Origin of the sequence: Novosphingobium sp. NDB2Meth1, assembly GCF_900117425.1 — a bacterium.
Taxonomy (GTDB): domain Bacteria; phylum Pseudomonadota; class Alphaproteobacteria; order Sphingomonadales; family Sphingomonadaceae; genus Novosphingobium.
Genome location: NZ_FPEH01000014.1, coordinates 51,530 through 77,148, shown reverse-complemented (window position 1 = coordinate 77,148; position 25,619 = coordinate 51,530). Strand labels below are relative to the sequence as shown.

The window sequence follows — 25,619 nt, the reverse complement described above, 5'->3', positions numbered from 1 at the left end:
CTAAGCCGTGCCTATGTCGCGTGCCACGGCGGGATGTTCAAGGGCGTTAACCGCGCATCCGCGCTATCAGCCATGAAAAGTGGTGCAAGATCGGCAAAATCGGCCAGCAATGTCCTTCGAGTCCATTGCGCCGGCGCATCGTTGGCACCAGATGCCTCGCAAAACAGCAAAGGGTGTTCGATGTCCAGACTTGCCGCCGCGACCATCTCTGCCGTCCTGCTCGCCGCCGCCGCCACTCCCGGAGAAGCGAAAACCTACGCACAGCACAGCCTTGTCACCTACCTTGCCCGGATCAAGGCGATCGACAAGGCAGGGCCGAAGATCAATGCCGTGATCGCGCTCAATCCGGATGCCGCCAAGGCCGAGGCAGCGGCCAAAACAGTGACCGGACCGCTCGCCGGCAAGGTCATCCTCGTCAAGGATAACATCGAGACCGCCGACCGGATGCCGACGACGGCCGGCAGCCTGCTCCTCAAGGACAACTACGCGGGCCGCGATGCACCCTTCATGGTGGGCCTGCGCGCGGCGGGCGTGGTCGTGCTGGGCAAGACCAACCTCTCCGAATGGGCCAACATGCGCTCCGGCCAGTCCTCCAGCGGGTGGAGCGCGGTCGGCGGACAGACGCGCAACCCCCATGCGCTTGATCGCTCGCCCTGCGGCTCCTCTTCCGGCAGCGGCGCGGCGATTGCGGCGGGGCTGGCGTGGGGCGCCATCGGCAGCGAGACCGATGGCTCGATCACCTGCCCGGCCTCGGTGAATGGCATCGTCGGGTTCAAACCCACGGTCGGCATGATCACCCGCACCCATGTCGTGCCGATCAGCCACAGCCAGGATACCGTCGGCCCGATGACCACCAGCGTGCGCGATGCGGCACTGATGCTTACCGCGATGGCGGGCAGCGATCCGGCGGATCCCGCCACCGCCGAAGCCAATGCGCACAAGACCGACTTTGCCGCCGGCCTTGCCACCTCCAGCCTCAAGGGTGTGCGGCTCGGCGTCCTGCGCAAGGCGGTGGGGAGCAACCCCAAGGTGATCGCGCTGTTCGACAAGGCGCTGGCCGACCTCAAGGCGGCGGGCGCCGAGCTGGTCGATATCGATTACACGCCGCCTGAAGAAATGGGCCGCGATGAATACACTGTGCTGCTCTACGAGTTGCGTACCGATCTCGCGGCCTACCTTCAGTCGGTGCCCGCCACTTCCTTCAAGGATACGCCGCCGGCCCGGACACTGGCGGATGTCATCGCCTTCAACAAGGCGCAACCCAAGGAGCTCCGCTGGTTCGGGCAGAACGAATTCGAGGAAGCCGAAGCAACGACCGACAAGGCCGCCTACGAGAAGGCGCGCGAGAATTCGCTGCGGCTGGCCGGGGTGGACGGGATCGACAAGCTGCTGGCGGACAATCGTGTCTCGTTCCTCGTCGCCCCGACCGCCCCGCCCGCGTGGGCGATCGATCTGGTGACAGGCGACCATTCGATCGACGTCGGCATGGGCAGCCTTGCCGCGATCGCGGGTTATCCGCACCTCTCCGTGCCGATGGGGGCGGTCGAAGGCCTGCCGATGGGGCTTTCGTTCATGGGCACCAAGTGGGACGACAAGCGCGTGCTGGAAGCCGGAGCCGCCTATGAACGCGCACGGACGGTGCCTGTGCCCAAACCCTCGCTGAAGCGCTGGGGGGAGTAATCACCCCCGGTTCCGGCGCAGCATATCGAGCGCTTCAAGCTCGCGCTGCAGGTTGACCTGCTGTGCCTCGGCCCGGCGCAGGGCCGCTTGTTCCTCGCGGGTCTTGTGGCGGCGGGCCGACCAGCGGGCGAGCCGCCTTCCGGAATCGCGCAAGAAGAAAGCGATAGCATCGACCAGCCCCTGCCGCCGCGCCGGGACCAATGCGCGGGCGCGCGGCAAGGGTACGTCGGCAAGCGCGATGGCGGGTTCTGGCTCTGGTTCCGGCTGTGGTGCGACCCGGGGCTCGGCAGGTTCTGATGGTGCTTCAAGATGTGGCGCGGGAGCTGGGAGCAGCAGCGCCGGCTGGGGCTCCTCTACACCCTCTACCAGCGGTTCAGGTCGAACCGGCAGGGTCAGCGCAGGTTGTACAAGGACTTGTGTCGGAGGGCTGTAGGTCCCCAGAACAACCTTCGCTGCCGGGATAGCCGGGAGCTGTTCAGGCTTGACCGCCTTGCGAGATTTACCGCGCGCCTTGCCCTTTTTCGCGGCGGCCTTTGCGCGCCGAGGTTTTTCGATCACCGCGCAATCGGCCGGTTCCAGAACCTGCGCCTCCTGCGCTGCCGCCAGCTTCGCAGCGGCCTTGCGGGCCTTCTTGCCCTTGGCGTTGCGGCGCTTCGGTGGGCGCTGTTCGATCAAGCCGCATTCGTCCGCCGCGGCAAGCGGAATGGCCATGGAGCCGCGCGCCATCGGTTCAGACTTTGGCCCTCTGGCGGCCGGTGCAGGAAGCTTGGAAACGCATGCTGAAGGCACTGCGACCGGGGGCCGCGAAGCGAGGCGATTGCGAACGGTATGCATCGGGGGTCCCTCCCAGGAGCCGATCCTGCCCGAATCTCTCATGCGCCGATTCGTAGGGTCAATTGCGGGCGATTACGGATGCCGCGCGCATACCAAAAGGGGCGCCCCGTTGCCGGAGCGCCCCTTTGTTTTTCAGTGCCTTGCGGCAGCAATCAGGCGTCGGCGGCCTTCTTCTTGGGCGCGGCCTTCTTCTTCGGAGCAGCAGCTTCCTCGGCAGAAGCGGCTTCTTCGGCCGGAGCCTCGGCAGCCTTCTTCTTGGCCGGGGCCTTCTTCTTCGGAGCAGCCGCTTCTTCAGCCGGAGCCGCTTCCTCAGCCGGAGCTTCCTCTGCAGCCTCAGCCTTTGGGGCCTTCTTGGCCGCCTTCTTCGGCGCCACCTTGGCAGGCGCGGCTTCAGCCGGCTTGCCGCTCTCGTCGGCTTCGATCACCGACTGCAGTTCCTCGCGGGTCACGCTGCGCTCGGTGACTTCGGCCTTGTCGAACAGGAAGTCGACGACCTTGTCCTCATAGAGCGGCGCGCGCAGCTGGGCGGCGGCGAGTGCGTCCGAGCGGATGTAGTCGATGAAGCGCTGGCGGTCCTGCTCGCGGTACTGCTGCGCGGCCTGACGCATCAACATTTCCATTTCCTGCGCGGTCACGACAACGCCGTTGGCCTGGCCGATTTCCGAGAGGAGCAGACCGAGGCGCACGCGGCGCTCGGCGATCTTGCGGTAATCGTCCTTCTCGCCCTCGATCTCGGCGAGCGCGGCGGCGGGATCTTCTTCCTTGGCTGCTTCGGTGGTCAGCTGCTGCCAGATCTGCTCGAACTCGGCATCGACCATCGACGGCGGCACGGCAAAGTCATGGCCGGCGGCGAGCTGATCAAGCAGCGAACGCTTCATCGCGGTGCGGGTGAGGCCTCCGTTTTCCTGCTCGATCTGGCCCTTGATCAGGCCGCGCAGCTGCTCGATGCTCTCAAGGCCGAGCGACTTGGCGAACTCGTCGTCCGCAGTGAATTCCGCAGCCTGCTTGACCGCCTTGACGGTGCAGGCGAACTGGGCGTCCTTGCCGGCAAGGTTTTCAGCGGGATAGTCGGCGGGGAACGTCACGGTGATCGTGCGCTCGTCACCCACCTTCACACCGACGAGCTGTTCCTCGAAGCCGGGGATGAAGCGGCCCGAGCCGAGCTCGAGCGGCTGGTCTTCGGCCGTGCCGCCGTCGAAGGCGACGCCGTCGATCGAACCGGCGAAATCGATGATCAGCTGGTCGCCGTCAGCGGCAACAGTGCCCTCCGGCGCATCGTTGAAGCGCTTCTGGCCCTGCGCGATGCGGCCGATGGCCTCGTCGATTTCCGCGTCGCTCACTTCGACGATAAGGCGCTCGAGCTTGAGGCCATCGATGGCGGGCGCGGTGATCTCGGGCAGCACTTCCAGCGCCACGGTCAGCTCGGCGTCCTTGCCTTCCGCATAGCCCTCGGCGAGCGAGACGTCGGGCTGTGTCGCGGGGCGCAGGCCCTTCTCGGCGACGAGCTTGTCCATCGCATTGCGGATCGAGGTTTCCAGCGCCTGCTGGTGCAGCGCCGGGCCATGCATCTTGCGCACGAGGTTCGCGGGCACCTTGCCGGGGCGGAAACCGGGCATGCGCACCTGCGGGGTGATCTTCTTGACCTCACCCTCGACAAGCGCGGCGATATCATTCGCGGCGATGGTCAGGGCGTAGGCGCGCTTCAGGCCCTCGTTGCTGGTTTCGACGATCTGCATCTGTGATCCAACCTTCTTGTACGACCCCACGCAATCCATGGAGCGTCATAAACTGTTCAGGCCCCGCCACCCGTGAATGGCAAGGCCACGCTGCCGACCGAAGCGGGACGGTTCTGGTGCGGGCGAAGGGACTCGAACCCCCACATCTTGCGATACTGGAACCTAAATCCAGCGCGTCTACCAGTTCCGCCACGCCCGCATCCGGCGAAAAACGAGCGCCGCCCCTATCGCAGCGCCGGGCAAAGGGCAAGTGTTGCCGATGGGGTATGTCGCGGCCGCCTGTCCCTATCCGGCAAGCCGCGCCAGCAGAGCCAGCCAGGTGCTTTGCGGTGCTGCTGGAGTAGCCGCCTGTGATGGCGCAAGGCCAGTGCATTCAAGGCAATAAACCTGAGCGCCCTCGCCCCCCAGCAGGCGCGACAGATCGCCCATCAGCTGCTGCGCCAAAGCACCCTGCCGCTGCGCCGCGAGCGCTGCGAAATCGGTGCCAAGGCCTTTCCCGCCAAGCACATGCGCCTCACCGGCATCGCTTTGGCTGTCCGCAATCTTGGCCAGCAGCGCACTGAACGGATCGGCGTCCCCGCCCAGATAGACCGGATGCCAGCTCTGCGCGCCCGCCGCCTTCGCCGCCCACGCGAGCGCAGCGTCGATTCCACCGAACTCGTCGACGAGCCCCAGTTGCCGTGCCGTGCCGCCGTCCCAGATGCGCCCTTGCGCGATCTTGTCGATCTCCGCCGGGCTCTTGTGCCGCGAGGCCGCCACGAGGCCGAGGAAACGCGCATAGCCCGAGTCGATCTGCTGCTGGATCAGCGCCTCCGCCGTGGGCGAAAAGCCGCCGAACACATCAGGCTCACCCGAAAGCGGCGTCGTCTTCACGCCGTCGGTGCCCACACCGATCTTGCCGAGCGCTTCCTCGAAGCTGGGGATGATCGCGAAGATGCCGATCGAACCGGTGATCGTGGCGGGCTCGGCGAAGATGCGGTCTGCGGGGGTCGAGACCCAGTAGCCGCCGCTCGCTGCAAGCCCCGCCATCGAAACCACGACCGGGATCTTCTTGGCCTTCATCCGCGCGATGGCAGCGCGGATGCGCTCGGCCCCCGTCACCGACCCACCGGGAGAATCGACCCTGACCACGAGCGCGGAATAGTTCCCGCTGGCCGAAGCCTTGTCGACGAGATCAGCAATGCGGTCGCCGCCCGCCCTGCCCGGTCCGGCATCGCCGTCGACGATCTCGCCGGCCACCGTAACCACCGCGATCGCCTTGCCGTCGGTCGAAGGGGTGCGGTCGGCGAGATAGGTATCGAGCGCGGTGCCTTTGAAATCGCCTTCGCCGCCCGCAGGGTCCTTGCCGACAATCTCGGCGACGCGTTTGCCGAACGCGATCTTGTCACCCACGCGGTCGACCAGCCCCGCCGCGACCGCCGCCTTCGCCGCATCGCCGCCCGAAGCCGCGATCCACTTGACTGGATCACCAGTCACCAGCGCAAGGTCTGCCTTGGGCCGCGCCTTCTTCACGTCCGCCTGCCAGGCATCCCACAGGGCGGCATAGACCGCCTTCAGCGCTTCCTTCGATTCCGGCGAAGCGTCTTCTCGCGTGAACGGCTCCACCGCGCTCTTGTAGGTGCCCACCTTGAACACGTGCGCCTTGATCTTGAGCCGGTCGAGCAGCGCTTTGAAGTAGAGGCTGGTGCCTCCCGGGCCTGCGACCACCGCGCCGCCCAGCGGATCGACCCAGGCCTCGCTGGCATGGGCCGCGATCTGCACGCCGTCGTCGGTGTAGAGCCCGCCACGGACCAGCACCGGTTTCTTCGCGGCGCGCACCTTGTCCATCGCCGCGCCGACATTGGTCATTGCCACCTGGCTGCCACCGCCGAAGCTTTCGAGATCGAGCACGACGGCCTTGATGCGGTCATCACCCGCCGCCGCCTCCAGCGCGTGGACAATATCTCGCTCCTGCAGGGACTTCGCCTGCGCGCCGCCGGACAGCAGCTGCGAGGGCCGCAGCTTCGCGCGCTCCTCCACCACCGGCCCATTGAGCGCGATGTAGAGCGCGCCCGTTTGCACCGAGCCCGGCGTTGGCCTTAGCGTGAGCAAGCCATAGAGCCCGGCGAAGAACAGGAGGAGCAGGAGCAGCACAAGGCCGTCCTTGATGGCGACGAGGATCTTCCAGACCGAGCGGGCGAACTTCATGGGGGATATCTAGGTCTCGCAAGGGACGGATGCCAGCCGAAACACTTGAGTGCCCTAAAGAGGTGCCATAGGGGGTGGTCTTCGATGACGGAATCGAACTTCCCAGCCCAGAGCCGGTACCCCGAAGGCGGCCTCGCCTTCCCGCACCGCGATCTCACCGGCATTTCGCACCTCGCGCGGCACGAGATCCTCTACCTGCTCGACGAGGCGGAGCAGTGGCTCGCGCTCAATCGCCAGCGCCACAAGCGGGCCGAAGTGCTCTCGGGCCTCACCATCATCAACGCCTTCTTCGAGAATTCGACCCGCACGCTGCTGTCGTTCGAGATTGCGGGCAAGCGCCTCGGCGCGGACGTCGTCAACATGCATGCCGCCACCAGCAGCGTGAAGAAGGGCGAGACGCTGATCGACACCGCGATGACGCTCAATGCCATGCGCGCCGATGCCATCGTCATCCGCCATGCAAGCTCGGGCGCGGTGCAGCTGATTGCCGACAAGGTCGATTGCCCGGTGCTCAACGCGGGCGACGGCAGCCATGAGCACCCGACGCAGGCGCTGCTCGACGCGCTCACCATCCGTCATGCGCTGGGCCTCGCGCCGGGCAGCGATCTCAACGGCCTCAAGGTGACGATCTGCGGCGATATCCTGCACAGCCGTGTCGCGCGCTCGAACATCCTCTCGCTGACCGCGCTGGGCGCCGATGTCACGGTCTGCGCCCCGCCCGCGCTGATGCCCGCCGAGATCGAGGCGATGGGCGTGACGCCCAGCCATGATTTCGACGCGGCGCTGCAAGGCGCCGACGTGGTGATGATGCTGCGGCTCCAGCTGGAGCGCATGTCGGGCCAGTTCATCCCCTCCCCCCGCGAGTACCGTCACCTTTACGGTCTGACGCTGGAACGCTTCGGCAAGCTGCCGCCGAACGTGCTCGTAATGCATCCAGGGCCGATGAACCGGGGGATCGAGATCGACAGCCAGGTTGCCGACCACCCCACGCGGAGCCTGATCACCCGGCAGGTCGAAAGCGGCGTCGCGATCCGGATGGCCTGCCTCGACGTGCTGACCCGCCGCGCCAGAGGTGTTCCAGGCTGGGCCGCTGCAGAAGGAGCTGCGGCATGACCCCCCGTCCGCTCACCATCACCGGCGGCAAGCTGGTTCTCCCCACCGGCGCGCCGCTGCCGGGCGCTGTGCGCATCGCTGATGGCCGCATCGTCGCGCTCGGGGCTATCAGCGCCGAACCCGGTGACGACGTGCTCGATGCCAAGGGCGCGCTGATCACGCCGGGTCTCGTCGACCTCGGCGTCTTCGCCATCGACAAGCCCGCGTTCCACTTCGGCGGGATCACCCGCGCCGCGCTGATGCCCGATCAGGGCCCACCGCTCGATCACCCCGCACGCGTCCGCTTCGCCGCGCAATCAGGCAAGCCCGACATGTGGGTCCACCCGCTCGGCGCCGCGACGCGCGGCCTCGAAGGCGTCGAACTCGCCGAGATTGCGCTGATGCGCGATGCGGGCGCCAAGGCCGTCGCGACCGGCCGCCGCTGGATCGCCGATTCGGGCGTGATGCTGCGCCTGATGAGCTACTGCGCGATGCTGGACCTCGTCCTCGTCACGCACGCCGAGGATGCCGGGATTGCAGGGACTGCCGTTGCAACCGCCGGAGAAATGGCGACCCGACTGGGCTTGCCTGCCGCGCCTGCCGAAGCAGAATCGCTCGCCGTTGCCCGCGATCTCGCGCTCGCCGAACTCACCGGCTGCCGCCTGCACTTCCGGCAAGTCACGACCACTGCCGCGCTTGATCTGGTGCGCGCAGCCAAGGCACGTGGGGTGAAAGTGACCGCAGGGGTCACGCCCGCACATTTCATGCTGTCCGATCTCGAACTGGCGAATTTCCGCACGTTCTGTCGCCTCTCGCCCCCGCTGCGCAGCGATGCGGACCGGCACGCGGTGATCTCCGCCATTGCCGACGGCACGATCGACGTCATCGCCTCGGGCCACGATCCGCGCGGCGCGGAAGACAAGCGCCTGCCTTTCGCCGATGCCGAACCCGGCATGGCTGGCGCCGAAACGCTGCTGCCACTCACGCTCACGCTCGTCCGGGATGGCCACATCGACATGGCGCGCGCCTTCGCGCTGCTCGCGGGCAATCCCGCCGCGCTGCTCGGCGTCGAGGCCGGCAAGCTCGAAGCGGGTCTCGAAGCCGATCTCGCGCTGGTCGAGCCCGAGCGGCCGTGGATCGTCGACCGCAGCAAGATGGCGGCCACCGCCGGCAACACTCCGTTCGACCGCCGCCCGGTCGAAGGGCGCGTCACCGCGCTGTTCAAGGGCGGAAACCGCATCGCATGAAACAAAACCGGCCCGCGTCCCCTTGCTGGGAGCGGGCCGGCGTTGATCACGAAACGCTGAGGTTCAGCGCTGCGCCATCCGCGTCGTGGCCGGTCGGCCCTGCGGGGTCACCATCGCCGGATCGGCCATCACGAGGCACACACCGCCCTTGGCCTTGACCGACTGGCACATCTGCCGGGCCGAAGCGAAGCCGTTGAAGCCGACGGCCTGGACGCGCCAGAACTGCCGACCGTTCACGGTGACCTGCGTCGTCTGGCTGTGATAGCCAGCCAAGCTGCGATTGCGGGTGGAGAAGTGTTTCCATGCCCGCTGTGCGCCTTCGGCCGAGGAGAATGAACCGAGCTGGACGACATGGCTGCCGTGCGCCGGAGCAACAGCCGGCGCCGCTGCGCGGAGGGTGCGGGCGCCGCGCACAGGCTGGACCACCGGCTGCGAGACTACTGGCTGGACAGGTGCGGGCGCCGCTGCCGACGGTGCGACGTCGATGGCGGCAATCTTGGCTTCGATCGGCGCGCTCGACGCATCCGAAACGGTAGGGGCAACGGCATCGGCCGGCGGCGCGGGCAATGCGGCCGCAGCGGCCTTGGCAAGGTCAGCGCCGTCACCGTTCGCGGCCTTGTCGGTCGCGGCCATGGCCACGGCCTCTTCGGCGAGCTGCTGCGGCGCCGGGAAGTTCGCCAGCGCCAGCGCGGTCGGCTGACCGCCTTCGGCCGTAGCCGGAGCGCCGAGCAGCGTGGCGACGCGGCGGCGGGTGTCTTCTGGACGCGCCATGAATGCCCAGGTCTGCAGGCGCTCGGCAAGCTTGTCCGCCGGCACATCCTGCTGGGCCATGAGCTTGGCTTCGCTCCAGCTGCCATCAAGCGCATAGGCATAAGCAAGGTTCTGGCGCACCTTGGGCGTGTTTTCGCCGGCACGCAGCGCTTCGGTCAGCGTGGCGATGCCCGTCTGGGTCTGCCCGGCCATCGCCATGGCAAGGCCGTAGTCCGCAGCCGGAATGCTGTCGCGATAGGTGTTGAGCGTGTCGACGGCTTCGTTGCCGCGGCCCAGCGCCACATCGGCCAGCGCAAGGCTCAGTGCGGCCTTGCCGCTGTCTTCACCAAGCTGCATCGCTTCGTCAAAGGCCTGACGCGCGGCTTCGAACCGCCCCGCGCGCAGATAGGCCGAGCCCAGCAGCGTACGATAGGAAGCGTTGCGCGGATCGGCGAGCACGGCCTGTTCGGCCAGCGCGATCGCTTTTTCCAGGCTGCCCTTGCCCAGCGCGGTCTCGGCGCCGGAGGCAAACTTGGCATGGGTAGGCCCGGCTGCAGCGCAACCGGAGAGAAGACCAGCCGCCAAGGCGGTGGTCACGCAGATCCGGGCGAGCCTCAAAGTGGCCTTCCGGTCGGTCTTGCTGTCATGGGCGATGGTCATGGCGTGATGTCCCGGTTGGTATGCGGCTTCAGGAGCGGAGGGCGCGGCGGGCAAGGTCGTCGAGACCCGGCTTGGCTTCGAGGAAACGGTCGAGGGCTTCGACCACGAGTTGCTGGGCACTGCGATTGTCGAGCGTGCAAGCAAGGCGCAGGCGAAGATGGCGGGCTGCATCGAGACGCAGCGTGAAAGCGGCCTTGCGCCCTTCCTTGAGCGCAGTGCCACGCTCGCGGCGGTTGGCGGACGCGGCAGCCGCCGGAACGCTCAGCACATCGGCAAGGGATTCGATCCGTCGCAGCACTTCGGGCTGCGAAGGCTCGGGCAGCGGGTCAGCGGCGATCGGGACCACCGCGGCGGCGGGGGCGAGGTCTTCGCCGTGATCGTTCCAGCCGAGATCGTCCGCATCGAACGGAGGTGCTTCGGCAGTGGCAACCGCGTCGCCGAAGCCCATCCACTGCCGATCCTGTGCAGTCAGCGGCAGAAGTTGGGGGCGCATCGCCGGGCGTGCCGCGCCCTTGCGGGCGAGCAGGCTCGGGCTCAGCGAGGCGAAAGGCTTGGGTTCGCTCATGCTGGCGCGTCCTTCGCTCACGAGCCGATCACGCGGCGGCCGAAACCACCGGCGGGACGGGCGGCGCCGGGCATGGCGGAGATGGGGTGGCCGGGCTGCGGGACCGCGAACACGGTGCGGCGGAAGTTCTTCTCGAGCCGCTCGGAGACATAAGTCCACAGCTGCGCGACTTCTGCCGCCGACTTGCTCGATGGATCGACTTCCATGACGGTGCGGCCATCGATCATCGAGGCGGCGAAATCGGTGCGGTGGTGCAACGTGATCGGCGCAACGGTGCCGTGCTGGGAGAGCGCGACGGCGGCTTCCGAGGTGATGCGCGCCTTGGGCGTCGCTGCGTTGACGACGAAGATCAGCGGCTTGCCCGCGCGTTCGCAAAGATCGACGGTGGCACCCACGGCGCGCAGGTCATGCGGGCTGGGGCGAGTCGGCACGACGATCAGTTCGGCGACCGAGATCACTGACTGGATCGCCATGGTGATGGCAGGCGGCGTATCGATCACCGCAAGCTTGAAGCCTTGCTGGCGCAGCACGGCAAGATCGCTGGCAAGGCGGGCAACGGTGGTCTGGGCAAATGCGGGGTACTCCGCCTCGCGCTCGTTCCACCAATCAGACAGCGAACCTTGCGGATCAATGTCGATCAGAACGACCGGACCAGCCCCTGCGCGCTGCGCCTGGACGGCAAGGTGACCGGACAAGGTGGTCTTGCCAGACCCTCCCTTCTGCGATGCCAAAGCCAGTACGCGCAAAGTAACCCCCCTATGGGCAAAACGAAAAGACAGCTTGGTCTCTTGGTGGGGGATCGCAGAAGACCCTCAAATTTTGGTTAACATCGGCGTCTCGGGAGCAGGTGATTCTGCGCAAGCGGCCGCTTGAAGGAGTTTCAACCCGCTGTCTTTTCAGTATTAACCAATTGCGCTAACAACTCGGAATAAGAATGCGCACCTGTGCGATGCGTAGTTGCCCTTGCACACCGCAGTGCAGCACGGCATCGTTAACTCTGCTTTTCAGGCACTTTTGCATTTGGGGAGATTCGACCGGACATGCGCGGATTTGCTCTCCTTGCAGCAGCGATGCTGGGCTGTTCGGGCCTCGCGGCTGCAGTTTCGGCGCAGGAACCGCCCCGCACACTGCCCGCACCGCCCGATGCTGCAACCGCTGCTGCGGTGCGTGCCGGCGTGGATGCGTGGTCGGCCGGGAACTATGAAGCGGCGGTGAAGGCGTGGCAGGCACCTGCCGCCAAGGGCGATGCGGACGCGCTGTTCAACCTCGGCCAAGCCTACAAGCTGGGGCGGGGCGTGGACAAGGACCTCGCCAAGGCAGAGGGCTATTACGGCAAGGCCGCAAGGCTCGGGCACATCTCCGCCTCGGACAATTACGGCATCCTGCTGTTCCAGACCAACCGCCAGCAAGCCGCGATGCCTTGGCTGCAGTCCGCCGCTGACCGGGGCGAGCCGCGCGCGATGTATGTGCTGGGCATTGCCTCCTACAATGGTGACTACGCGCCCAAGGACTGGGTCCGCGCCTATGCGCTGATCACCCGCGCCGCCGCCGCCGGCCTGCCGCAGGCGACCGGCAGCCTTGCCACGATGAACCAGACGATCCCGCTGGCGCAGCGCCAGATGGGCGTCAGTCTCGCCAACGAACTCGACCAGAAGGCCGCCGAGGCGCGCGGACGGGAACTTGCGGCGGCAGACCTCGGCAGCAATGTGCCTGCCGCACCGGCATCAAAGGCTCCCCCTGGCGCCATCGAGACGGTCGATCTGCCGCCTTCGACGCCTGCGGAGCCGGTGGCTTCCTATCTGCCCCCGCCGATGGAACCTGCTCCCCAGCCGAAGCCGGCGCCACCGAAGCCCGCCCCGGCCAAACCTGCACCGCCGAAGCCGGCTCCGGTCAGGGTTGCGGCGCCAGCTCCGGCCCCGATGTCCAGCAGCGGCACCTACCGCATCCAGCTCGGAGCCTTCGGAGTGAAGACCAATGCCGATGCGCTGTGGACGCGGGTGCGCGGACGACCCGAACTTTCCGGCCATGCGCGACAGGATATTCCCGGCACGGTGACCCGCCTGCTCGCCACCGGCTACTCGCAGGATGGCGCCAATCGGGCTTGTGCGGCGCTCAAGGCCGGAGGTCTTGCATGCCTCGTGGTGGCGCCCTGACGCCCAATGCCGGAAAGGATCGGCGCGCTTGATTTCGTGCGCGGGGTTGCCGTGCTCGGCATCCTCGCGATCAACGTGACCGGTTTGTGGGGACCGCTGCTCGCCACGTTCAGCCCGGCGATGCCCAGCCTCGAACCCGGCGGCGCAGTCTGGTTCGCCGCTGCCTATGTGCTGTTCGAAGGCAAGATGCGCGGCCTGTTCACGCTGCTGTTCGGGGCGAGCATGATGCTGTTTGCCGATGCGGCCGAGCGGCGCGGTGCCAATCCCGACCTCATGCAGGTCCGCCGTCTGCTGCTGCTCATGGCCTTCGGCTATGCGCATTTCGCGCTGCTGTGGTGGGGCGATATCCTGCTGCCCTACGCCGTATGCGGCATGCTCGCCTTCAGCCTGCGCCGCCTCGCGCCAGAGCCGCTGGCAGCCGCCGCATTGCTGCTTTTCCTTGCGAGCCATGGCCTGGAGATGGTTGGCGATCTGGCCTCCATCGCGGCGGAGAACCGCGTGCTTGCGGGCCACGGCGCGCCCGCCGAAGTGGCCGATCAGGCCGCGATGATGGGCCGCATCGCCGCCTCGATCACGGCGGACATGCAAGTCCTCCACGCTTCCTTCCTCGACGCCGTCCGCATCCGCTTGACGACTGCCCCCGCGCTCCCCATCGCCAATCTCGGCGCGACGTTCTTCGAGACCTTTCCGCTGATGCTGCTGGGCATGGCGCTACTCCGGCTCGGCCTGTTCACCGGCGAATGGGAGGGCGGCAGTCTGCGCCGCATGGCCCTGTTCGGGATCGGCATGGGCGGCTCGATCAGCGCGGCGCTCATCGGCTGGGCAGCCACACGGGGGTTCCCGCCCGCGATGATGTTCGCGCTGATGGGGTCGCTCGCCGCGATCCCGCACCTTGCGATGACGCTGGGCTATCTCGCTGTCCTGCTCCTGCTGTACCCGCGCCTGAAAGATACCCCTGTCGGCCAGCGCCTCGTCGCGGCGGGCCGCTGCGCCTTCACCAACTACCTCGGCACCACCTTCGTGATGTGCGCACTCTTTGCTGGTTGGGGCCTCGGCCTCGGCGGTGTGCTGCCCCGCGGCACCTTGCCGGTGGTGGTTCTTGGCGGTTGGGCGCTGATGCTGGCCTGGCCGCAGTGGTGGCTGGCGCGCTTCGGGCAGGGGCCGCTGGAAGCCCTATGGCGCAAGCTTACCTGGCTGGGGGTTCCCCGCTCGCCGACGATTCCACCTGCGGCCGGTGCGGTGTAAGGATCAGCACGCCGTCCTCCACACGCCACCCCTTGAGCCGGGTCAGGACGTTCATGCCGATCACGTTCGGCCCGCCCTCGCCCGGCATCACGATGGCATCGAGATCGCGCGCCACCACCGAGCCGAACCGCAGTTCGTCGATCCGCGCCGGAGCGGCCGGGACCGTACCATTCGCGGTCTCGACCACGGCATCCGGGCGCAACCGGTCCGGCTCGACTCCAGCCGCCTCCGCCACATCGCCCGAAAGAGCCGTCACGGTCGCGCCGGTATCGACCATCAGCCGCAGCGGCACACCATTGAGCTTCGCCTTGATCCAGTAATGCCCGTCCGCCGAGAGCGGAATGCGCGTCTCCCCGCCCGATACGGTCTGCGCCGGGCCGCCCACGCTGTGCAGCGCCGCATCGAAGCTGGGGTCCATCCGCACGAAGCGCATGACCGCGAGCGCGAAGACGGCCAGCATGAGCAAGTTGCCCGCAAACCGCACCGCGCCGCCGATCCGCACCCCGCGCGAAGCCACGGCCCCGCCGACCACCACCAGCAGCAGCGCCGCGCAAGTGGCGGCAAACAGCGGCGAAAGATACCCCAGCCAGGGCGCTTCACGTTCCAGCCAGATGTAGATCTGCGTCATGCTGCAAATCCTAGCCGAGCGAACCTTGCTGCACCATTGCGCCAATTGCAGAGGCCCGGATCGAACCCCGCTTAACCATGCCCGTTAAGCCCCGAAACACCCGCCGTCCCTAGGCGGGACGGCCTTGCAATGAGGCTCGCGCGGGCTCGCGTTTACGCTATTTTGCAACGCGAAAGGAGCGCGCAGATTCGTCATGTCCGGCCTGAAGTCCCCCCTCGATCTCGTCCGCTCCCGCTGGGTCAGCGCGCCGCTGGGTTTCGTGGCCATGTCGCTCGCCTCGCTGCTCGCGTTCAATGTCGGCAAGGATGTCGCGCAAGTCCTGTTCGGCGGTTCGCAGGCCGAAGCCCATGTCGCTGCTGTCCCTGCCACCAAGCCACTCGCCAAGCCCGTCACGCTCACGCCCGCCTCCGCGCCGGTGAACAGCGCGTTTGTGGTCAAGTCGATCCTCAAGATCGATGAGCCCATCAAGTTCGGCCAGTACTTCTGGGACGAAAGCGCCGCCGCCACCGGCCCCATCGTCGTCACGGTCGATCTCGAGGCGCGCACCATCTCGGTCTTCCGCGACGGGCACGAGATCGGCGCCGCCGCCATTCTCAAGGGCTACGGCGACAAGCCCACTCCCACCGGCGTGTTCCCGATCAGCGAGAAGGACGCCGACCACGTCTCCAACATCTACGAAGCGCCGATGCCCTACATGCTACGCCTGACCAATGACGGCGTCTCGATCCACGGCAGCAAGGTCGAGCGCGGCTATGCCACCAACGGCTGCATCGGCGTGCCCGACGGTTTCGCCAAACGCCTGTTCGGCGTTGCCAGCCTTGGCGACAAGGTGATCGTGACCGACGGCAAGCGGCTCGGCGTTGGCCAGCCGATCATCGAGAACGCGGCGCCCGCGCCGACGGGCCAGACGGTCCTCGCGCGGCAGGATTGATATAGATCGTTTTTCGCCTGTCCTTGCCGTGCCATCAGGCGCATGAACGACGCAAGGAGACGGCAGCATGCGCCCCCACGATGAACGCCACCTCGTCAGCCGCATCGGCTGGCTGCGTGCTGCCGTGCTCGGCGCCAATGACGGGATTGTCTCCACCGCCAGCCTGATCCTCGGCGTCGCCGCCTCGGGCGCGGAGCGGCAGGCCTTGCTGGTCGCGGGCGCCGCGGGCCTTGTCGCGGGCGCGATGTCGATGGCGGCGGGCGAATATGTCTCGGTCTCCAGCCAGGCCGATACCGAAGCGGCAGACCTCGCCCGCGAACGCGCCGAACTCGCCGCCGGTCCGGTCCACGAAGCCGCAGAGCTTGCTGCGATCTATGAGGCGCGCGGCGTCGATCCGGTGACGGCAAAGGAAGTCGCCCGCCAGATGATGGCCAAGGACGCGCTTGGCGCCCACGCCCGCGACGAGTTGCATCTCAACGAGACGACCGCCGCGCAGCCCGTGCTTGCCGCGATGGCCTCCGCAGCTATGTTCACCGGCGGCGCGCTGCTGCCGCTCCTGCTCGCCGCGATCCTGCCGCTAGGGCTGATGGTGACGGGCACCGCTGGTGGCTCGATCCTCTTCCTCGCGCTCCTCGGCGCATTCGGTGCGCGCGCGGGCGGCGCGGCCATGGGCAAACCGGTGCTGCGCGTCGTTGTCTGGGGCGCGCTGGCCATGGCGATCACTGCCGGAATTGGCCGCATGGTGGGGACCGCGGTCTAGGTGGCAGGAACTCTCGATATTGCCGGGTTCGCGGCCGCCGTCCTGCTGATCGAACTGACGCCGGGGCCCAACATGGCGTGGCTGGCGGGCCTTGCCGCAACCGAAGGCAAGCGCAGCGGGCTCTCCGCCGTCGCCGGGATCGCGCTGGGCCTCCTCGCCAATGGCGTGCTTGCCGCGCTGGGCCTTGCAACATTGCTCAAGGCCATGCCTGCGCTGCTTCACGGCCTGCGGATAGCAGGCGCGGCGATGATGGTCTGGCTGGCGATCGAGGCATGGCGCGGCGCGGAGAAGGCCCCGCCGCCCACCGCCACGCGCCGCGCTTTCGCCACCGGCGCGCTGCTCAACCTGCTGAACCCGAAGGCCTACCTGTTCTTCGTGGTCGTCGCGCCGGAGTTCCTTGGCGGCCGAACGCTCGGCCTCGCCGAAGCGCTCACCCTCGCGCTCGTCAGCACCGGCATCGCCACCCTGATCCACCTCGCCATCGTGCTCGCCGGGAGCCGCGCGCAGGCCTGGCTGGCAGACCCTGCCCGCACCAAATGGGTGCGGCGGGGGTTTGCTGTCGTGATGCTCTGCGTCGCCGCCTCGTTCCTCGCGATCAAATCAGGCTAGGCCACAACACCCCTCACCGTCGCCCCGTGCTTGACACGGGGCTGGGCTTTTCTTCCAGCGCCGCGCCCGAAAAGGAAAGCCAAGGCCCGTGTCAAGCACGGGCCGACGGGATGGTGGAGAGGTGGTCAGCGCATCAACGCGGCGCCATCCTGATCCCGCCATCCAGCCGGATCGCCTGCGCGTTGAAGTAGGAATTGCGCACCAGCTCCATCGCAAGGCTGGCAAACTCTTCCGGCAGACCGAGCCGCTTGGGGAACGGCACCGAGGCATTGAGGCCCGCGCGCACCTTCTCAGGCACGCGGCCCAGCAGCGGCGTATCGAAGATGCCCGGCAGGATCGCGTTGACACGGATGCCAAGGTCCATGAGATCGCGCGCCATCGGCAGTACGAGACCGACCACGCCCGCCTTCAGCGAGCCATAAGCCACCTGCCCGATCTGCGCATCCTGCGCCGCGACCGAACCCGTCAGGATGATCGTGCCGCGCTCGCCATCGCCTTCGAGCGGCTCCGCATGCGCCATGCCCAGCGCCGAAAGGCTCGCCACGCGGTAGCTGGCGATCAGCACGCCGTTCGCGGCAAAGGCATAGTCCTCGGTCGAAAGGCGGGTGAACTCGCCGGTTTCCTTGTTGCGGCCCACGGTCTTGCCCTTGCGGTGCACCACCGCGCAGTGGACGGTGATCCGCTCCTGCCCATGCGCCGCGCGGGCCTTGGCAAAGCCTTCGACAACCGACTCTTCGCTGGTGATATCGACATGGCAGAACAGCCCGCCAATCGCCTTGGCGACTTCCTCGCCGGCCTCGTCGTTCACATCGAAAATGGCAACCTTCGCGCCCGCCGCCGCCAGCGCATAGGCCGTCGCCCGCCCCAGACCCGAAGCCGCGCCGGTCACGACGGCAGCCATACCCTGTTCGATCTTCATGGCATCGTTCTCCTTTAACCGCGCGATTAAGCGGGAGTGGAGGACGGTGCAAGTGGCACAAATGCTAACGGGGCGCTTCGCTGTTCATCCTGCGCTTATCGAAGCACGGCGCAGAGAGCATTTTGCGAGGCCAACTGATGGCCGCTACGCAACATTTCGAGCAGCAAACGGAATGGCTATATATGACCTAAAGTGATCAACATGTGGGTTAGACCCATTCCAGCAGTAGCAAGCATTGCCGGATACCAAGTTTGTGATTTAGGGTGACTTTATGCTGCCATATGCTCTCGATGCTATTAACGAAGCCGCGCTCCGTTCATTGGTGGATAATCAGGTCAGTGAACGCAGCGACCTCGAATACAAGCGCGATCTGCCGGGTCGAGGCGATGAAGAAGTGAAGGAGTTTCTCGCCGACGTTACCTCGCTAGCGAACGCCCAAGGCGGAGACCTGCTCTTCGGAATGAACGAAGCAGACGGCGTGGCCAGCGAACTTGTCGGGGTAGAAACCGGCGACCAAGATGCGGAAATTCTTAGACTTGAGAACTCGCTGCGATCCAACGTCGCGCCGCGCCTTATTGGTGTCCAAAGCCATTGGATCCCGCTAGCCGATGGGCGCGGTGCGTTGTTAATGCGGGTACCCGGAAGTATGAACGCACCCCATCAGGTGGTTTTCAAGAACAGCCGCCGCTTTTGGGGGAGAAGCAGCCGAGGGAAATACGAGATGGACGTCCACGAGTTGCGCCACGCATTCACGCAATCAGAGCAACTGCCCCACAAATTCCGGCAGTTGCATGAACAGGCGATAGCAATGGCGCGTGGAACGGATATGCCCTTCGCAGTTCAGGCTGGCCCCACTGCTGTCATTACAATCGCTCCGCTCGGGTTGTTTCGCGAAGAGAGGAGGATCGCCATTCAACGCGAACATGCGGTCGTTCCATTTCGTAATGACGGATACAGTGGTACTGACATGATAGAAGGCGTGTTGCTGTGCAGCGCACCCAATCGCGAAACAGGGGAGACCTCCTCCTTTGCCCTTACACATCGATCTGGCCGTGTAGATTGCGCCTTTACCATTGGCAGGTTGTGCGATGGGAACAACGGTCAGCAGCATCGACTGGTTTGGCCAGAACAATTTGAAGAGGGTCTCCTTCAAATGGTTAACGCAACGCAGAACCGGCTAAGACAATTTGGCATTGAAGGACCCTGGGTAGTTCTTGCCACGGTCATTGATGTCCAAGGATTCGTAGTGATGAGGGATCGCTTTTTTCAGAGTGCCCCGGCTTTCCGCAACCGAGCTCTATTAGGACAGCAGGTCTTCGAAAGAATCGAGGAAGAGCGACTGCGGCCTTTCGCCGAGAACCTATGGCTGCTCTTTGGCCTACAAAGACCAGATCGACCGCTCGTTGCGAACCAATAGGCGAAGATATCTCGTCGTCATACAATCTTTCACGTGCGACATTAGCCACCCCCTAAAGCACATCAAACTCATCCCCCAGCGCCGCCCGCAGCTTGTCCAGCGCCTGCGCCTTCAGCTGGTGCACACGCGGCACACTCACGCTCAGCACCTCCGCGATCTCCGCGAGGTTCAGTTCCTCCACGAAATAGAGCTGGATCACCCGCTGCAGCCGCTCTGGCAGTCCTGAAATTGCCGCGACAACCGAGGCGCGGGATTGCTCGTCCGCAATGATCTCGAAGCTGTCCGGCCGGTCGTCGGCGAAGGCCATGTCGCTGTCCGAATAGGTATCGTCGATGGGCTCGAAGCGCATCGGCTCGCTCGCGGCGCGCAGTTCGCCCAGCGCCGCCGTGGTCATGCCCATCGCTTCGGCCAGTTCGTCCTCGGTGGGCACGCGCCCCAGCGTCGTCGTCAGCGCCTGCGCCGCGCCTGCCAGCAGACGCCGCCGGTCGCTGGCGCTGCGCGAAAGGGGCGTGGAGCGCCGCACCAGATCAACCATCGCGCCGCGCACGCGCAGCTTGGCATAGGCGGCAAAGCCGTCCTCGGTCGGGCCGCTGTGCTTCTGCGCGCATTCGGTGAGCGCGACGAGCCCGGCCTGCACCAGATCCTCGATCTCGATGCCCGCCCGGCCCGATCCGTGGACGTGCCAGGCAAGGCGGCGCACCATCGGCAGGAAGCGGCGGATGCGGTCCGCCGTCCCGCCCTGATAGGCGCGCGCGGCGGCAAAGCTGCGGTGATCATAGTTCATGCGGCAAGATCCTGTGGGGGATGTGCGGATGGGTCTTCGGCAGCGCCGACCACCTCGATCACTTCGATCGGCTGGCTGGGCGGCAGTTCGGAAATCGAAAGCACCGCGCATTGCGGCGCGCGGGCGCGCAGCAGCGCGGCAAGCGCGCGGCGGGCGCGCGGCTGGACGATGAGCGCGACCGGCGGCGCGGCAGGCCCCCGCTCGGCAATGATCGCGGCAATGCGCTCGCCGATGGAGCGCGCCAGATCGGGCTCGATCACCGGCTGCCCGGTGACGGGATCGTGCATCCCGCCCACGATCATCTGTTCGAGCGCGCCATCGAGCGTCAGCACCGCCAGCCGCTCGGAAGGACCGCAGATGCGCGAGACAAGCAGCCCGCCGAGCGACGCGCGGACGAGATCGACCAGCTTGTCGAACTCGCTCGTCTGCAGCACCGCTTCGGCGAGCGCGGACAGGATCGGCAGCGGGTGCGCGATGCTCACGCCGTCTTCGAGCAGCGCATGGAACAGCCGCGTCATCGCGCCCAGCGTGATCGGCGCGGGATGGACGGTCTCGACCAGCCCCGGCGCGCGTTCACGCACGCCATCAAGGATCGCGCGGACTTCATCCGGCCCGAGCAGCGCCTGCGGCCGCTCGCCCAGCACCTGGTTGAGATGGGTGGCGACCACGGTGGAGGCGTCGACGGTCAGGAACCCTTCGGCAATCGCGTGATCGCGCTGGCCGGGCTCGATCCACAGCGCCGGGCAGCCGAAGCTGGGGTCCACCGTCGCCTCGCCGCGCAGGCTGTGATCGGGATTGGCCTCGCCCGCATCAATGGCGAGCACCTTCTCGGCCTTGATGCTCGCTCCGCCCAGCGCGACGCCGCCCAGCACGATGCGATAGGCATCGGGCAGGAGGTCCAGACTGTCGCGCACGCGGAACTGCGGCACCACGAAACCGAAGCTCTGCGAGAGCTGCTTCCGCACCCCGGTGATGCGCGCCACCAGCGGCGCCCCGCGCTTCTCGTCGACCAGATGGACAAGGCCATAGCCGAGCTCGATGGTCACCAGCGTGTGGTCGGAGACCTCCTCCAGCGTGATCTTGGCCGGGTCCACTTGTTCCACCACTACCGGCGGCGGCACGGCCAGGCGCGCCTCGCGCTTCCTGAGGCTCCACCAGATCCACCCGGCCATGGCGGCGGCAGGCATGAACACCATCTGCGGCATCGCCGGGATCATCCCGATCACGCCAAGAATGACGGCGACCGGCAACCACGTGCCGGGGGCGGCAAACTGCCCACCGATCTGGCCGGCAAGGTCGCGCGTATCGGAAACGCGCGTGACGATCACGGCGGCAGCGATCGAGAGCAGCAGCGAGGGGACTTGCGCCACCAGCGCATCGCCCACCGCCAGCGTGATGTAGCGGCTGGCCGATTCCTGCGCCGTGAGCCCATGGCTCAGCATGCCGAGGCAGAAACCCGCGATGATATTGACGCCCAGGATCAGCAGCGCGGCGACCGCATCGCCCTTCACGAACTTGCTGGCACCATCCATCGATCCGTAGAAATCGGCCTCGGTCGCCACTTCGCGCCGCCGCGCCTTGGCTTCGTCCGCCGTCAGCAGGCCTGCGGCAAGGTCTGCGTCGATCGCCATCTGCTTGCCGGGCAAGGCATCGAGGGTGAAGCGCGCGGAGACTTCCGAGACGCGGCCCGCACCCTTGGTGACGACCATCAGGTTGATGATCATCAGGATCATGAACACGAACAGGCCGACCGCGAAATTCCCGCCGATGAGGAATTCGCCGAAGCTTTCGATCACGTGCCCCGCCGCCGCGCCGCCCTCATGCCCGTTGACCAGCACGATGCGCGTGGAGGCGACATTGAGCGCCAACCGCAGCAGCGTGGCGAACAGCAGCACCGAGGGGAACGAGGAGAAATCGAGCGGCTTCAGCGCATTCATCGCCGCCATCAGGATCGCGACCGAAAGCGCGATATTGAGCACGAAGAATGCGTCGAGCAGGAACGACGGGATCGGCATGATCATCAATGCGATGAGGATCAGGATACCGCCGGGGAGCGCCAATGCGCCGGGAGAACCGAAGCGTTTCAGCATGGCCGGTCAGATTCCCAGCGACCGCAGCTGGCCATAGGCCGCGCGGACATGGGCGGGGGCAGAGCCAGGCTGCGCCAGGGCAAAGGCATCGCGCAGAGTATCGGCCATCGAGCGCGCCGGCGGCGCATCGGACGAAGTGGCGGCGGCATGGAAGGCTTGCTGGATCGGCCCGCCCTTCGGCGCCTCCGCCGTGTAGGACGGCAGCGGCGCATCGGGCGCATTCATGGCGCTCGCCATGCGGCCGCGCAGGAGGCTCATGACCTCACCCACCGAGCGCGCGCCGGAGGGGCCGAAGAAGATCGCACGATTGGCCGCCGCTGCAGCGGGGAGCAGAGCCGCCGCGCTCTGTGCCGGGTTGCTGCCCAGCGCGCCGAGGAAGCGCCCTGCCCCCTCCGCGCCGAGGAAGTGCGCCAGATAGAGTTCGCTCGGATCGGGTTCGCGGCCCAGAATGCCGGAGAGGAAATCGCGGTTGTCGTTCGCCAGTTCGCCGGCCATGAGCGCAGAGAGTTCCGGGTCGGACCGCATGGCCAGAAGCTGCCCGCGCGAGGCGGCGTCGCTTGCACCAGGCAGCCCATAGGCCGCGCCATGCTTGTCGAGCATCGAAAGCCAGGTCTGCCCGGTGAACTGGTAGAGCCCTGTCGCGCTCGAAGTGGCCGCGCGCGCATTCGGGTTGAGTCCGGATTCCAGCCGCGCCTGCGCCATGAGGTAGGAAAAGTCGGTGCCGGTCGCTGCTGCCGCACGCGCGATCGCGCCCTTCACGTCTGGCGCGGGGCGCGGCATCCCAGCAGCAATTGGGGTAGGCTCGCTCACTTGGGTCCCTTTCCAGACCGCCGGTTCGGGGCGGTCGGAAGGGCATCAGCAAACAGCGTGCCAAATCAGCGCGCGCGGCCGATCCGGGCATGGGCGGCCTGCGCGCGATAGAGCGCCGGCTGGCCGGTCAGCGCATCGAGGCGCGCCGAGACATTGGCCGCGATCAGGTTGCGCACGCGGCGGTTTGCCTCGTTCACGCGGCGCGCAGCCTCCAGCAGACCGCGGCATTCCTCGTCGATCGCTTCGGGGGCAGTGGTGTCGAGACGGCCGCAGAGCGCATTCTTGTCCACCGCGCAGCCCATGATCGCGTCGACATCGAGCCCGGCAAGCGCCTGCCGTTCGTCTTCCAGAACGGCCAGCATCTGCCGCAAGGTATCGCGCAGCTGGGTGGGGCGGCGGATCGGCTCGACAGTATCGACAGCTAGGCTCACTTCGGGCTCCTCAACAGCATCCCGGCCGCGATCATCGCATCGGCGATCTTGGTCGGGAGCACGGGGTATGTGCCGGTTTCGATGGCATGGCGGATCGTCTGCACCCGCTCCTGATCGACCGGAGCGGCTCCCGCCTTCACCGCATCGCTGGTTTCCACCTGCGGTGCAGCGGCTGCCGCCGGGGTCGGCGCCTTTGCCGTTTCAGACGTGGCTTCGGTCTGGACAGGCTTGCCGCCGGTCCCAACATTCGCGACCTGCACCGCGCTGACCGGGCGCGATGCACCGATTTCGAAGGATGACATGGTCCGCTCCTCGCGTTTCCTGCAAACCAGAACGGGTGTTGCAGAGGGAATTTAAGCGGGGGCGGAAAAAATTTGCCGCAGGCGGCAGCGGTGCGCAGGTTCTTGCCGTCTGGCGGCTCAGTCCACCGGCAGTTCGACCAAGCCCGGGCGCACCACGCGGGCGCGCAAAGGATCGGCCTTGGCTGCGGTCTTCACCCGGATCCATGCGCCCACTGCGCCAGCATCGAGCGCTTCGCCAGGCTGCGAGACGGAGAAGCCATCGCCCGCCACGGTCACCGTCACGCCCTCGCCGCGCATCACGGCCATTGCGGCAGGAGCCACCGCAGGCGCCGCCCGCTCCGCGCTCACCGGCACGAAGACGCGCCAGCCGCCCGCATCCGGGCAACGCACCAGCACGCTTGTCTGCGCATTGCCATACCACGAGAGCGCCAGCGGCGCCGAGCAAGCCGCCAGCCGCAGCCGCCGGTCCACCGGCTGTGCGGCGCCGCCCGGCACGCCGATCTGCTGTCCGGTGAAGGATGCTACGGCCCGGTCGATGGCAGCAAGATCGGTCAGCGGCGCGGCCACGGCCGGCAGCGGCGCAAACATCAGCGCAAGGGGAAGAGCACGGCGAACAGAAGGCATGGCAGAGCACTTTCGTGACGAGAGGCAATGCCCGCAGCGCTGCAATCATCGTGCCACCTTACTCGGTGTCATAAGCGAGGACCACGCTCGCGCCGTCCTCGCGTCCGGGCTCGATCACGATCCGCGCGCCCGCGCCGCGCGTGCTCGCAGCCGCCACGAGCGCTTCCGCCCGCGCCAGTGCAGCCTGTTCGTGTCCAGCCACGTGGCGGACCAGAATGGAAACCCTGAGCCGGGGATCACGCGCCTGTTGCGCCAGCCAATCGGCAAGCCTCGGCATGCCGGGTCCTTCGCGCCACACGCCGACCGGCTCCCCCCGCACGGAAGGCGCGGGTGGCGGCGCCTTCGGCAGCAGCGGCGTATCGGGCGCGCTGGCAAGCGCGGCCGCGGTCATCATGAACAGGATCAGCGCAAGGTCGGCGAGGATCGTCTGCCAAGGCATCGCGATCGGCGCGCCATAGAGGCCGTGTGGCGGCGCGCTCATCCCGCCTCGCGCAGATAGGCGCGGCGGGCCGCGCCGCTGCCGCTCTGCGCCGGTGGGCAAACGGGTGCGAGCTTGGCGATGAGCCAGTTGGTGATGTCGCGCCGCGCGGCTTCCTCGCTTTCCACCCGGCGCTCGACGGCGCGCGAAAGCGGCGCCAGCAGCAGATTGCCGAGCAGCAGGCCATAGAGCGTCGTCAGAACAGCCATCGAGATCGCACCCATGAACGCCCCGCGTGCAAGGCCCTCGGCCGGCAGTTGGCTGAGCGAGACGAGCGTCCCGGCGAGGCCGAACACGGGGGAGAGTTCCGCCCCCAGTGCCAGCGTGCGCACCGCGCGCAGCGCATGCGCGACGCGGATCTCGCGCGCGCTATCGTCACAGCTGGCAAAGGCGGCCAGGCTGCGCGTCTGGACCAGCGCCGTCAGCGCGGCATCGATCGAGGCTTCGCCGCAGGGCCTGAGGGAGAGCCGCATGAGTCCCTCGCGCTCTGCCTGCGCGACCATCGGCGCCAGCGCACCGCGCACGATGTCGTCCTGAAACTTTGGTTCGAACAAGGCGCGCACGGCACGGATGGCCGCGCGGCAATCCGCCAGCCCGCTGCGCAGCACCGTCGCGCCCAGCGTTCCGCCGATGACAATCCCCGCCGCGACGGGATCGAACATATGCGCCAAGTCCATTGCTGTCCTG

The 25,619-nt window shown here is 67.0% G+C and carries 25 protein-coding genes and 1 tRNA gene; 9 read left to right on the top strand and 17 right to left on the bottom strand.

Annotation, left to right across the window (positions count from 1 at the left end; genetic code table 11):
* Nucleotides 1-180 precede the first annotated feature (180 nt).
* Nucleotides 181-1,680 carry an amidase gene (locus NDB2M1_RS07360; protein ID WP_072380998.1) on the top strand — a complete coding sequence of 500 codons (1,500 nt, stop codon included), beginning with the start codon at nt 181-183 and terminating at the stop codon, nt 1,678-1,680.
* Here the strand turns inward: NDB2M1_RS07360 and NDB2M1_RS07355 are convergent, their stop codons facing one another.
* From NDB2M1_RS07355 to sppA, 4 genes are all read right to left on the bottom strand, one after another.
* Nucleotides 1,681-2,406 (bottom strand): hypothetical protein, encoded by a 726-nt coding sequence (locus NDB2M1_RS07355; RefSeq protein ID WP_072380996.1) that lies wholly within the window; start codon nt 2,404-2,406, stop codon nt 1,681-1,683.
* A 260-nt stretch (nt 2,407-2,666) separates the two neighbouring features.
* Nucleotides 2,667-4,250 (bottom strand): trigger factor, encoded by a 1,584-nt coding sequence (gene tig, locus NDB2M1_RS07350; RefSeq protein WP_072380994.1) that lies wholly within the window; start codon nt 4,248-4,250, stop codon nt 2,667-2,669.
* Between the two features lie 114 nt (nt 4,251-4,364).
* Nucleotides 4,365-4,449 (bottom strand) — tRNA-Leu (locus NDB2M1_RS07345).
* An 86-nt stretch (nt 4,450-4,535) separates the two neighbouring features.
* Nucleotides 4,536-6,437 carry a signal peptide peptidase SppA gene (gene sppA / locus NDB2M1_RS07340; protein WP_072380992.1) on the bottom strand — a complete coding sequence of 634 codons (1,902 nt, stop codon included), beginning with the start codon at nt 6,435-6,437 and terminating at the stop codon, nt 4,536-4,538.
* An 84-nt stretch (nt 6,438-6,521) separates the two neighbouring features.
* Here sppA and NDB2M1_RS07335 point away from each other — a divergent pair, with 84 nt between their 5' ends.
* Complete coding sequence (locus tag NDB2M1_RS07335; RefSeq protein WP_072380990.1) at nt 6,522-7,550, top strand: aspartate carbamoyltransferase catalytic subunit; 1,029 nt, start codon at nt 6,522-6,524, stop codon at nt 7,548-7,550.
* A complete protein-coding gene (locus NDB2M1_RS07330; RefSeq protein WP_072380988.1) occupies nt 7,547-8,776 on the top strand; it encodes a dihydroorotase in 1,230 nt (409 codons plus the stop codon). Before NDB2M1_RS07335 ends, NDB2M1_RS07330 begins: the two co-directional genes overlap by 4 nt.
* Nucleotides 8,777-8,839: 63 nt before the next feature.
* Here NDB2M1_RS07330 and NDB2M1_RS07325 read toward each other — a convergent pair whose 3' ends face one another.
* Genes NDB2M1_RS07325 through NDB2M1_RS07315 form a run of 3 tightly spaced genes read right to left on the bottom strand, consistent with a single transcriptional unit; the run spans nt 8,840 to nt 11,497 of the window.
* A complete protein-coding gene (locus tag NDB2M1_RS07325) occupies nt 8,840-10,186 on the bottom strand; it encodes an SPOR domain-containing protein (RefSeq protein WP_072380986.1) in 1,347 nt (448 codons plus the stop codon).
* Nucleotides 10,187-10,214: 28 nt separating this feature from the next.
* The gene (locus NDB2M1_RS07320; RefSeq protein WP_072381670.1) at nt 10,215-10,751 is read right to left on the bottom strand and encodes a hypothetical protein; all 537 of its coding nucleotides are present in this window, start codon (nt 10,749-10,751) and stop codon (nt 10,215-10,217) included.
* A gap of 17 nt (nt 10,752-10,768) precedes the next feature.
* Nucleotides 10,769-11,497, bottom strand: coding sequence for a ParA family protein (locus NDB2M1_RS07315; protein ID WP_054121535.1), 729 nt, complete (start codon nt 11,495-11,497; stop codon nt 10,769-10,771).
* 294 nt (nt 11,498-11,791) lie between these two features.
* Here NDB2M1_RS07315 and NDB2M1_RS07310 point away from each other — a divergent pair, with 294 nt between their 5' ends.
* Together NDB2M1_RS07310 and NDB2M1_RS07305 are read left to right on the top strand one after the other, a co-directional pair.
* On the top strand, nt 11,792-12,904 hold the full coding sequence (locus NDB2M1_RS07310; protein WP_072380984.1) for an SPOR domain-containing protein: 1,113 nt from the start codon (nt 11,792-11,794) through the stop codon (nt 12,902-12,904).
* Between the two features lie 6 nt (nt 12,905-12,910).
* The gene (locus NDB2M1_RS07305; protein ID WP_072380982.1) at nt 12,911-14,149 is read left to right on the top strand and encodes a DUF418 domain-containing protein; all 1,239 of its coding nucleotides are present in this window, start codon (nt 12,911-12,913) and stop codon (nt 14,147-14,149) included.
* On the opposite strand, the gene NDB2M1_RS07300 is transcribed toward NDB2M1_RS07305, so the two are convergent.
* Nucleotides 14,091-14,777: a retropepsin-like aspartic protease family protein gene (locus NDB2M1_RS07300; RefSeq protein WP_083554720.1), complete on the bottom strand. Its 687-nt coding sequence runs from the start codon at nt 14,775-14,777 to the stop codon at nt 14,091-14,093. The genes NDB2M1_RS07305 and NDB2M1_RS07300 overlap by 59 nt on opposite strands.
* 193 nt (nt 14,778-14,970) lie before the next feature.
* On the opposite strand from NDB2M1_RS07300, the gene NDB2M1_RS07295 reads away from it, so the two are divergent.
* The 3 genes from NDB2M1_RS07295 (at nt 14,971) to NDB2M1_RS07285 (ending at nt 17,077) form a co-directional block, all read left to right on the top strand.
* Nucleotides 14,971-15,708: a L,D-transpeptidase family protein gene (locus NDB2M1_RS07295; protein ID WP_083554719.1), complete on the top strand. Its 738-nt coding sequence runs from the start codon at nt 14,971-14,973 to the stop codon at nt 15,706-15,708.
* 67 nt (nt 15,709-15,775) lie between these two features.
* Complete coding sequence (locus NDB2M1_RS07290) at nt 15,776-16,468, top strand: VIT1/CCC1 transporter family protein (protein WP_072380980.1); 693 nt, start codon at nt 15,776-15,778, stop codon at nt 16,466-16,468.
* Entirely contained in the window at nt 16,469-17,077 is a 609-nt protein-coding gene (locus NDB2M1_RS07285) for a LysE family translocator (RefSeq protein ID WP_253185808.1), read from the top strand.
* A gap of 133 nt (nt 17,078-17,210) precedes the next feature.
* On the opposite strand, the gene NDB2M1_RS07280 is transcribed toward NDB2M1_RS07285, so the two are convergent.
* Nucleotides 17,211-17,996: an SDR family oxidoreductase gene (locus NDB2M1_RS07280; RefSeq protein WP_054121532.1), complete on the bottom strand. Its 786-nt coding sequence runs from the start codon at nt 17,994-17,996 to the stop codon at nt 17,211-17,213.
* Nucleotides 17,997-18,267: 271 nt separating this feature from the next.
* Here NDB2M1_RS07280 and NDB2M1_RS07275 point away from each other — a divergent pair, with 271 nt between their 5' ends.
* The gene (locus NDB2M1_RS07275) at nt 18,268-19,413 is read left to right on the top strand and encodes an AlbA family DNA-binding domain-containing protein (RefSeq protein ID WP_072380978.1); all 1,146 of its coding nucleotides are present in this window, start codon (nt 18,268-18,270) and stop codon (nt 19,411-19,413) included.
* Nucleotides 19,414-19,465: 52 nt separating this feature from the next.
* Here NDB2M1_RS07275 and NDB2M1_RS07270 read toward each other — a convergent pair whose 3' ends face one another.
* The 8 genes from NDB2M1_RS07270 to NDB2M1_RS07235 form a co-directional block, all read right to left on the bottom strand.
* Nucleotides 19,466-20,197 carry a sigma-70 family RNA polymerase sigma factor gene (locus NDB2M1_RS07270; protein ID WP_072380976.1) on the bottom strand — a complete coding sequence of 244 codons (732 nt, stop codon included), beginning with the start codon at nt 20,195-20,197 and terminating at the stop codon, nt 19,466-19,468.
* Nucleotides 20,194-22,287, bottom strand: coding sequence for a flagellar biosynthesis protein FlhA (locus tag NDB2M1_RS07265; protein WP_072380974.1), 2,094 nt, complete (start codon nt 22,285-22,287; stop codon nt 20,194-20,196). The genes NDB2M1_RS07270 and NDB2M1_RS07265 overlap by 4 nt, the downstream gene beginning before the upstream one ends.
* Before the next feature lie 6 nt (nt 22,288-22,293).
* Nucleotides 22,294-23,067, bottom strand: a complete 774-nt coding sequence (locus NDB2M1_RS07260) for a lysozyme family protein (protein ID WP_253185807.1) — start codon at nt 23,065-23,067, stop codon at nt 22,294-22,296.
* 95 nt (nt 23,068-23,162) lie between these two features.
* Nucleotides 23,163-23,528: a hypothetical protein gene (locus tag NDB2M1_RS07255; RefSeq protein ID WP_054121527.1), complete on the bottom strand. Its 366-nt coding sequence runs from the start codon at nt 23,526-23,528 to the stop codon at nt 23,163-23,165.
* Complete coding sequence (gene flgM / locus NDB2M1_RS07250; RefSeq protein ID WP_072380970.1) at nt 23,525-23,830, bottom strand: flagellar biosynthesis anti-sigma factor FlgM; 306 nt, start codon at nt 23,828-23,830, stop codon at nt 23,525-23,527. Before flgM ends, NDB2M1_RS07255 begins: the two co-directional genes overlap by 4 nt.
* A 117-nt stretch (nt 23,831-23,947) precedes the next feature.
* Entirely contained in the window at nt 23,948-24,418 is a 471-nt protein-coding gene (locus tag NDB2M1_RS07245; protein ID WP_253185806.1) for a flagella basal body P-ring formation protein FlgA, read from the bottom strand.
* Between the two features lie 94 nt (nt 24,419-24,512).
* A complete protein-coding gene (locus tag NDB2M1_RS07240; RefSeq protein ID WP_072380966.1) occupies nt 24,513-24,935 on the bottom strand; it encodes a hypothetical protein in 423 nt (140 codons plus the stop codon).
* On the bottom strand, nt 24,932-25,609 hold the full coding sequence (locus NDB2M1_RS07235) for a MotA/TolQ/ExbB proton channel family protein (RefSeq protein ID WP_072380964.1): 678 nt from the start codon (nt 25,607-25,609) through the stop codon (nt 24,932-24,934). The genes NDB2M1_RS07240 and NDB2M1_RS07235 overlap by 4 nt, the downstream gene beginning before the upstream one ends.
* Nucleotides 25,610-25,619: the final 10 nt, after the last annotated feature.

Bases quoted from the DNA above. Each gene is read 5' to 3' on its own strand.
- NDB2M1_RS07295 (WP_083554719.1), top strand. From the start codon at position 14,971: ATGTCCGGCCTGAAGTCCCCCCTCGATCTCGTCCGCTCCCGCTGGGTC.
- NDB2M1_RS07290 (WP_072380980.1), top strand. From the start codon at position 15,776: ATGCGCCCCCACGATGAACGCCACCTCGTCAGCCGCATCGGCTGGCTG.
- NDB2M1_RS07305 (WP_072380982.1), top strand. From the start codon at position 12,911: ATGCCGGAAAGGATCGGCGCGCTTGATTTCGTGCGCGGGGTTGCCGTG.
- NDB2M1_RS07320 (WP_072381670.1), bottom strand. From the start codon at position 10,751: ATGAGCGAACCCAAGCCTTTCGCCTCGCTGAGCCCGAGCCTGCTCGCC.
- NDB2M1_RS07245 (WP_253185806.1), bottom strand. From the start codon at position 24,418: ATGTTTGCGCCGCTGCCGGCCGTGGCCGCGCCGCTGACCGATCTTGCT.
- NDB2M1_RS07240 (WP_072380966.1), bottom strand. From the start codon at position 24,935: ATGAGCGCGCCGCCACACGGCCTCTATGGCGCGCCGATCGCGATGCCT.
- NDB2M1_RS07280 (WP_054121532.1), bottom strand. From the start codon at position 17,996: ATGAAGATCGAACAGGGTATGGCTGCCGTCGTGACCGGCGCGGCTTCG.
- NDB2M1_RS07270 (WP_072380976.1), bottom strand. From the start codon at position 20,197: ATGAACTATGATCACCGCAGCTTTGCCGCCGCGCGCGCCTATCAGGGC.
- NDB2M1_RS07310 (WP_072380984.1), top strand. From the start codon at position 11,792: ATGCGCGGATTTGCTCTCCTTGCAGCAGCGATGCTGGGCTGTTCGGGC.
- NDB2M1_RS07360 (WP_072380998.1), top strand. From the start codon at position 181: ATGTCCAGACTTGCCGCCGCGACCATCTCTGCCGTCCTGCTCGCCGCC.
- sppA (WP_072380992.1), bottom strand. From the start codon at position 6,437: ATGAAGTTCGCCCGCTCGGTCTGGAAGATCCTCGTCGCCATCAAGGAC.
- NDB2M1_RS07335 (WP_072380990.1), top strand. From the start codon at position 6,522: ATGACGGAATCGAACTTCCCAGCCCAGAGCCGGTACCCCGAAGGCGGC.
- NDB2M1_RS07235 (WP_072380964.1), bottom strand. From the start codon at position 25,609: ATGGACTTGGCGCATATGTTCGATCCCGTCGCGGCGGGGATTGTCATC.
- flgM (WP_072380970.1), bottom strand. From the start codon at position 23,830: ATGTCATCCTTCGAAATCGGTGCATCGCGCCCGGTCAGCGCGGTGCAG.
- NDB2M1_RS07330 (WP_072380988.1), top strand. From the start codon at position 7,547: ATGACCCCCCGTCCGCTCACCATCACCGGCGGCAAGCTGGTTCTCCCC.
- NDB2M1_RS07260 (WP_253185807.1), bottom strand. From the start codon at position 23,067: ATGCCGCGCCCCGCGCCAGACGTGAAGGGCGCGATCGCGCGTGCGGCA.
- tig (WP_072380994.1), bottom strand. From the start codon at position 4,250: ATGCAGATCGTCGAAACCAGCAACGAGGGCCTGAAGCGCGCCTACGCC.
- NDB2M1_RS07355 (WP_072380996.1), bottom strand. From the start codon at position 2,406: ATGGCGCGCGGCTCCATGGCCATTCCGCTTGCCGCGGCGGACGAATGC.
- NDB2M1_RS07325 (WP_072380986.1), bottom strand. From the start codon at position 10,186: ATGACCATCGCCCATGACAGCAAGACCGACCGGAAGGCCACTTTGAGG.
- NDB2M1_RS07265 (WP_072380974.1), bottom strand. From the start codon at position 22,287: ATGCTGAAACGCTTCGGTTCTCCCGGCGCATTGGCGCTCCCCGGCGGT.
- NDB2M1_RS07300 (WP_083554720.1), bottom strand. From the start codon at position 14,777: ATGACGCAGATCTACATCTGGCTGGAACGTGAAGCGCCCTGGCTGGGG.
- NDB2M1_RS07275 (WP_072380978.1), top strand. From the start codon at position 18,268: ATGCTGCCATATGCTCTCGATGCTATTAACGAAGCCGCGCTCCGTTCA.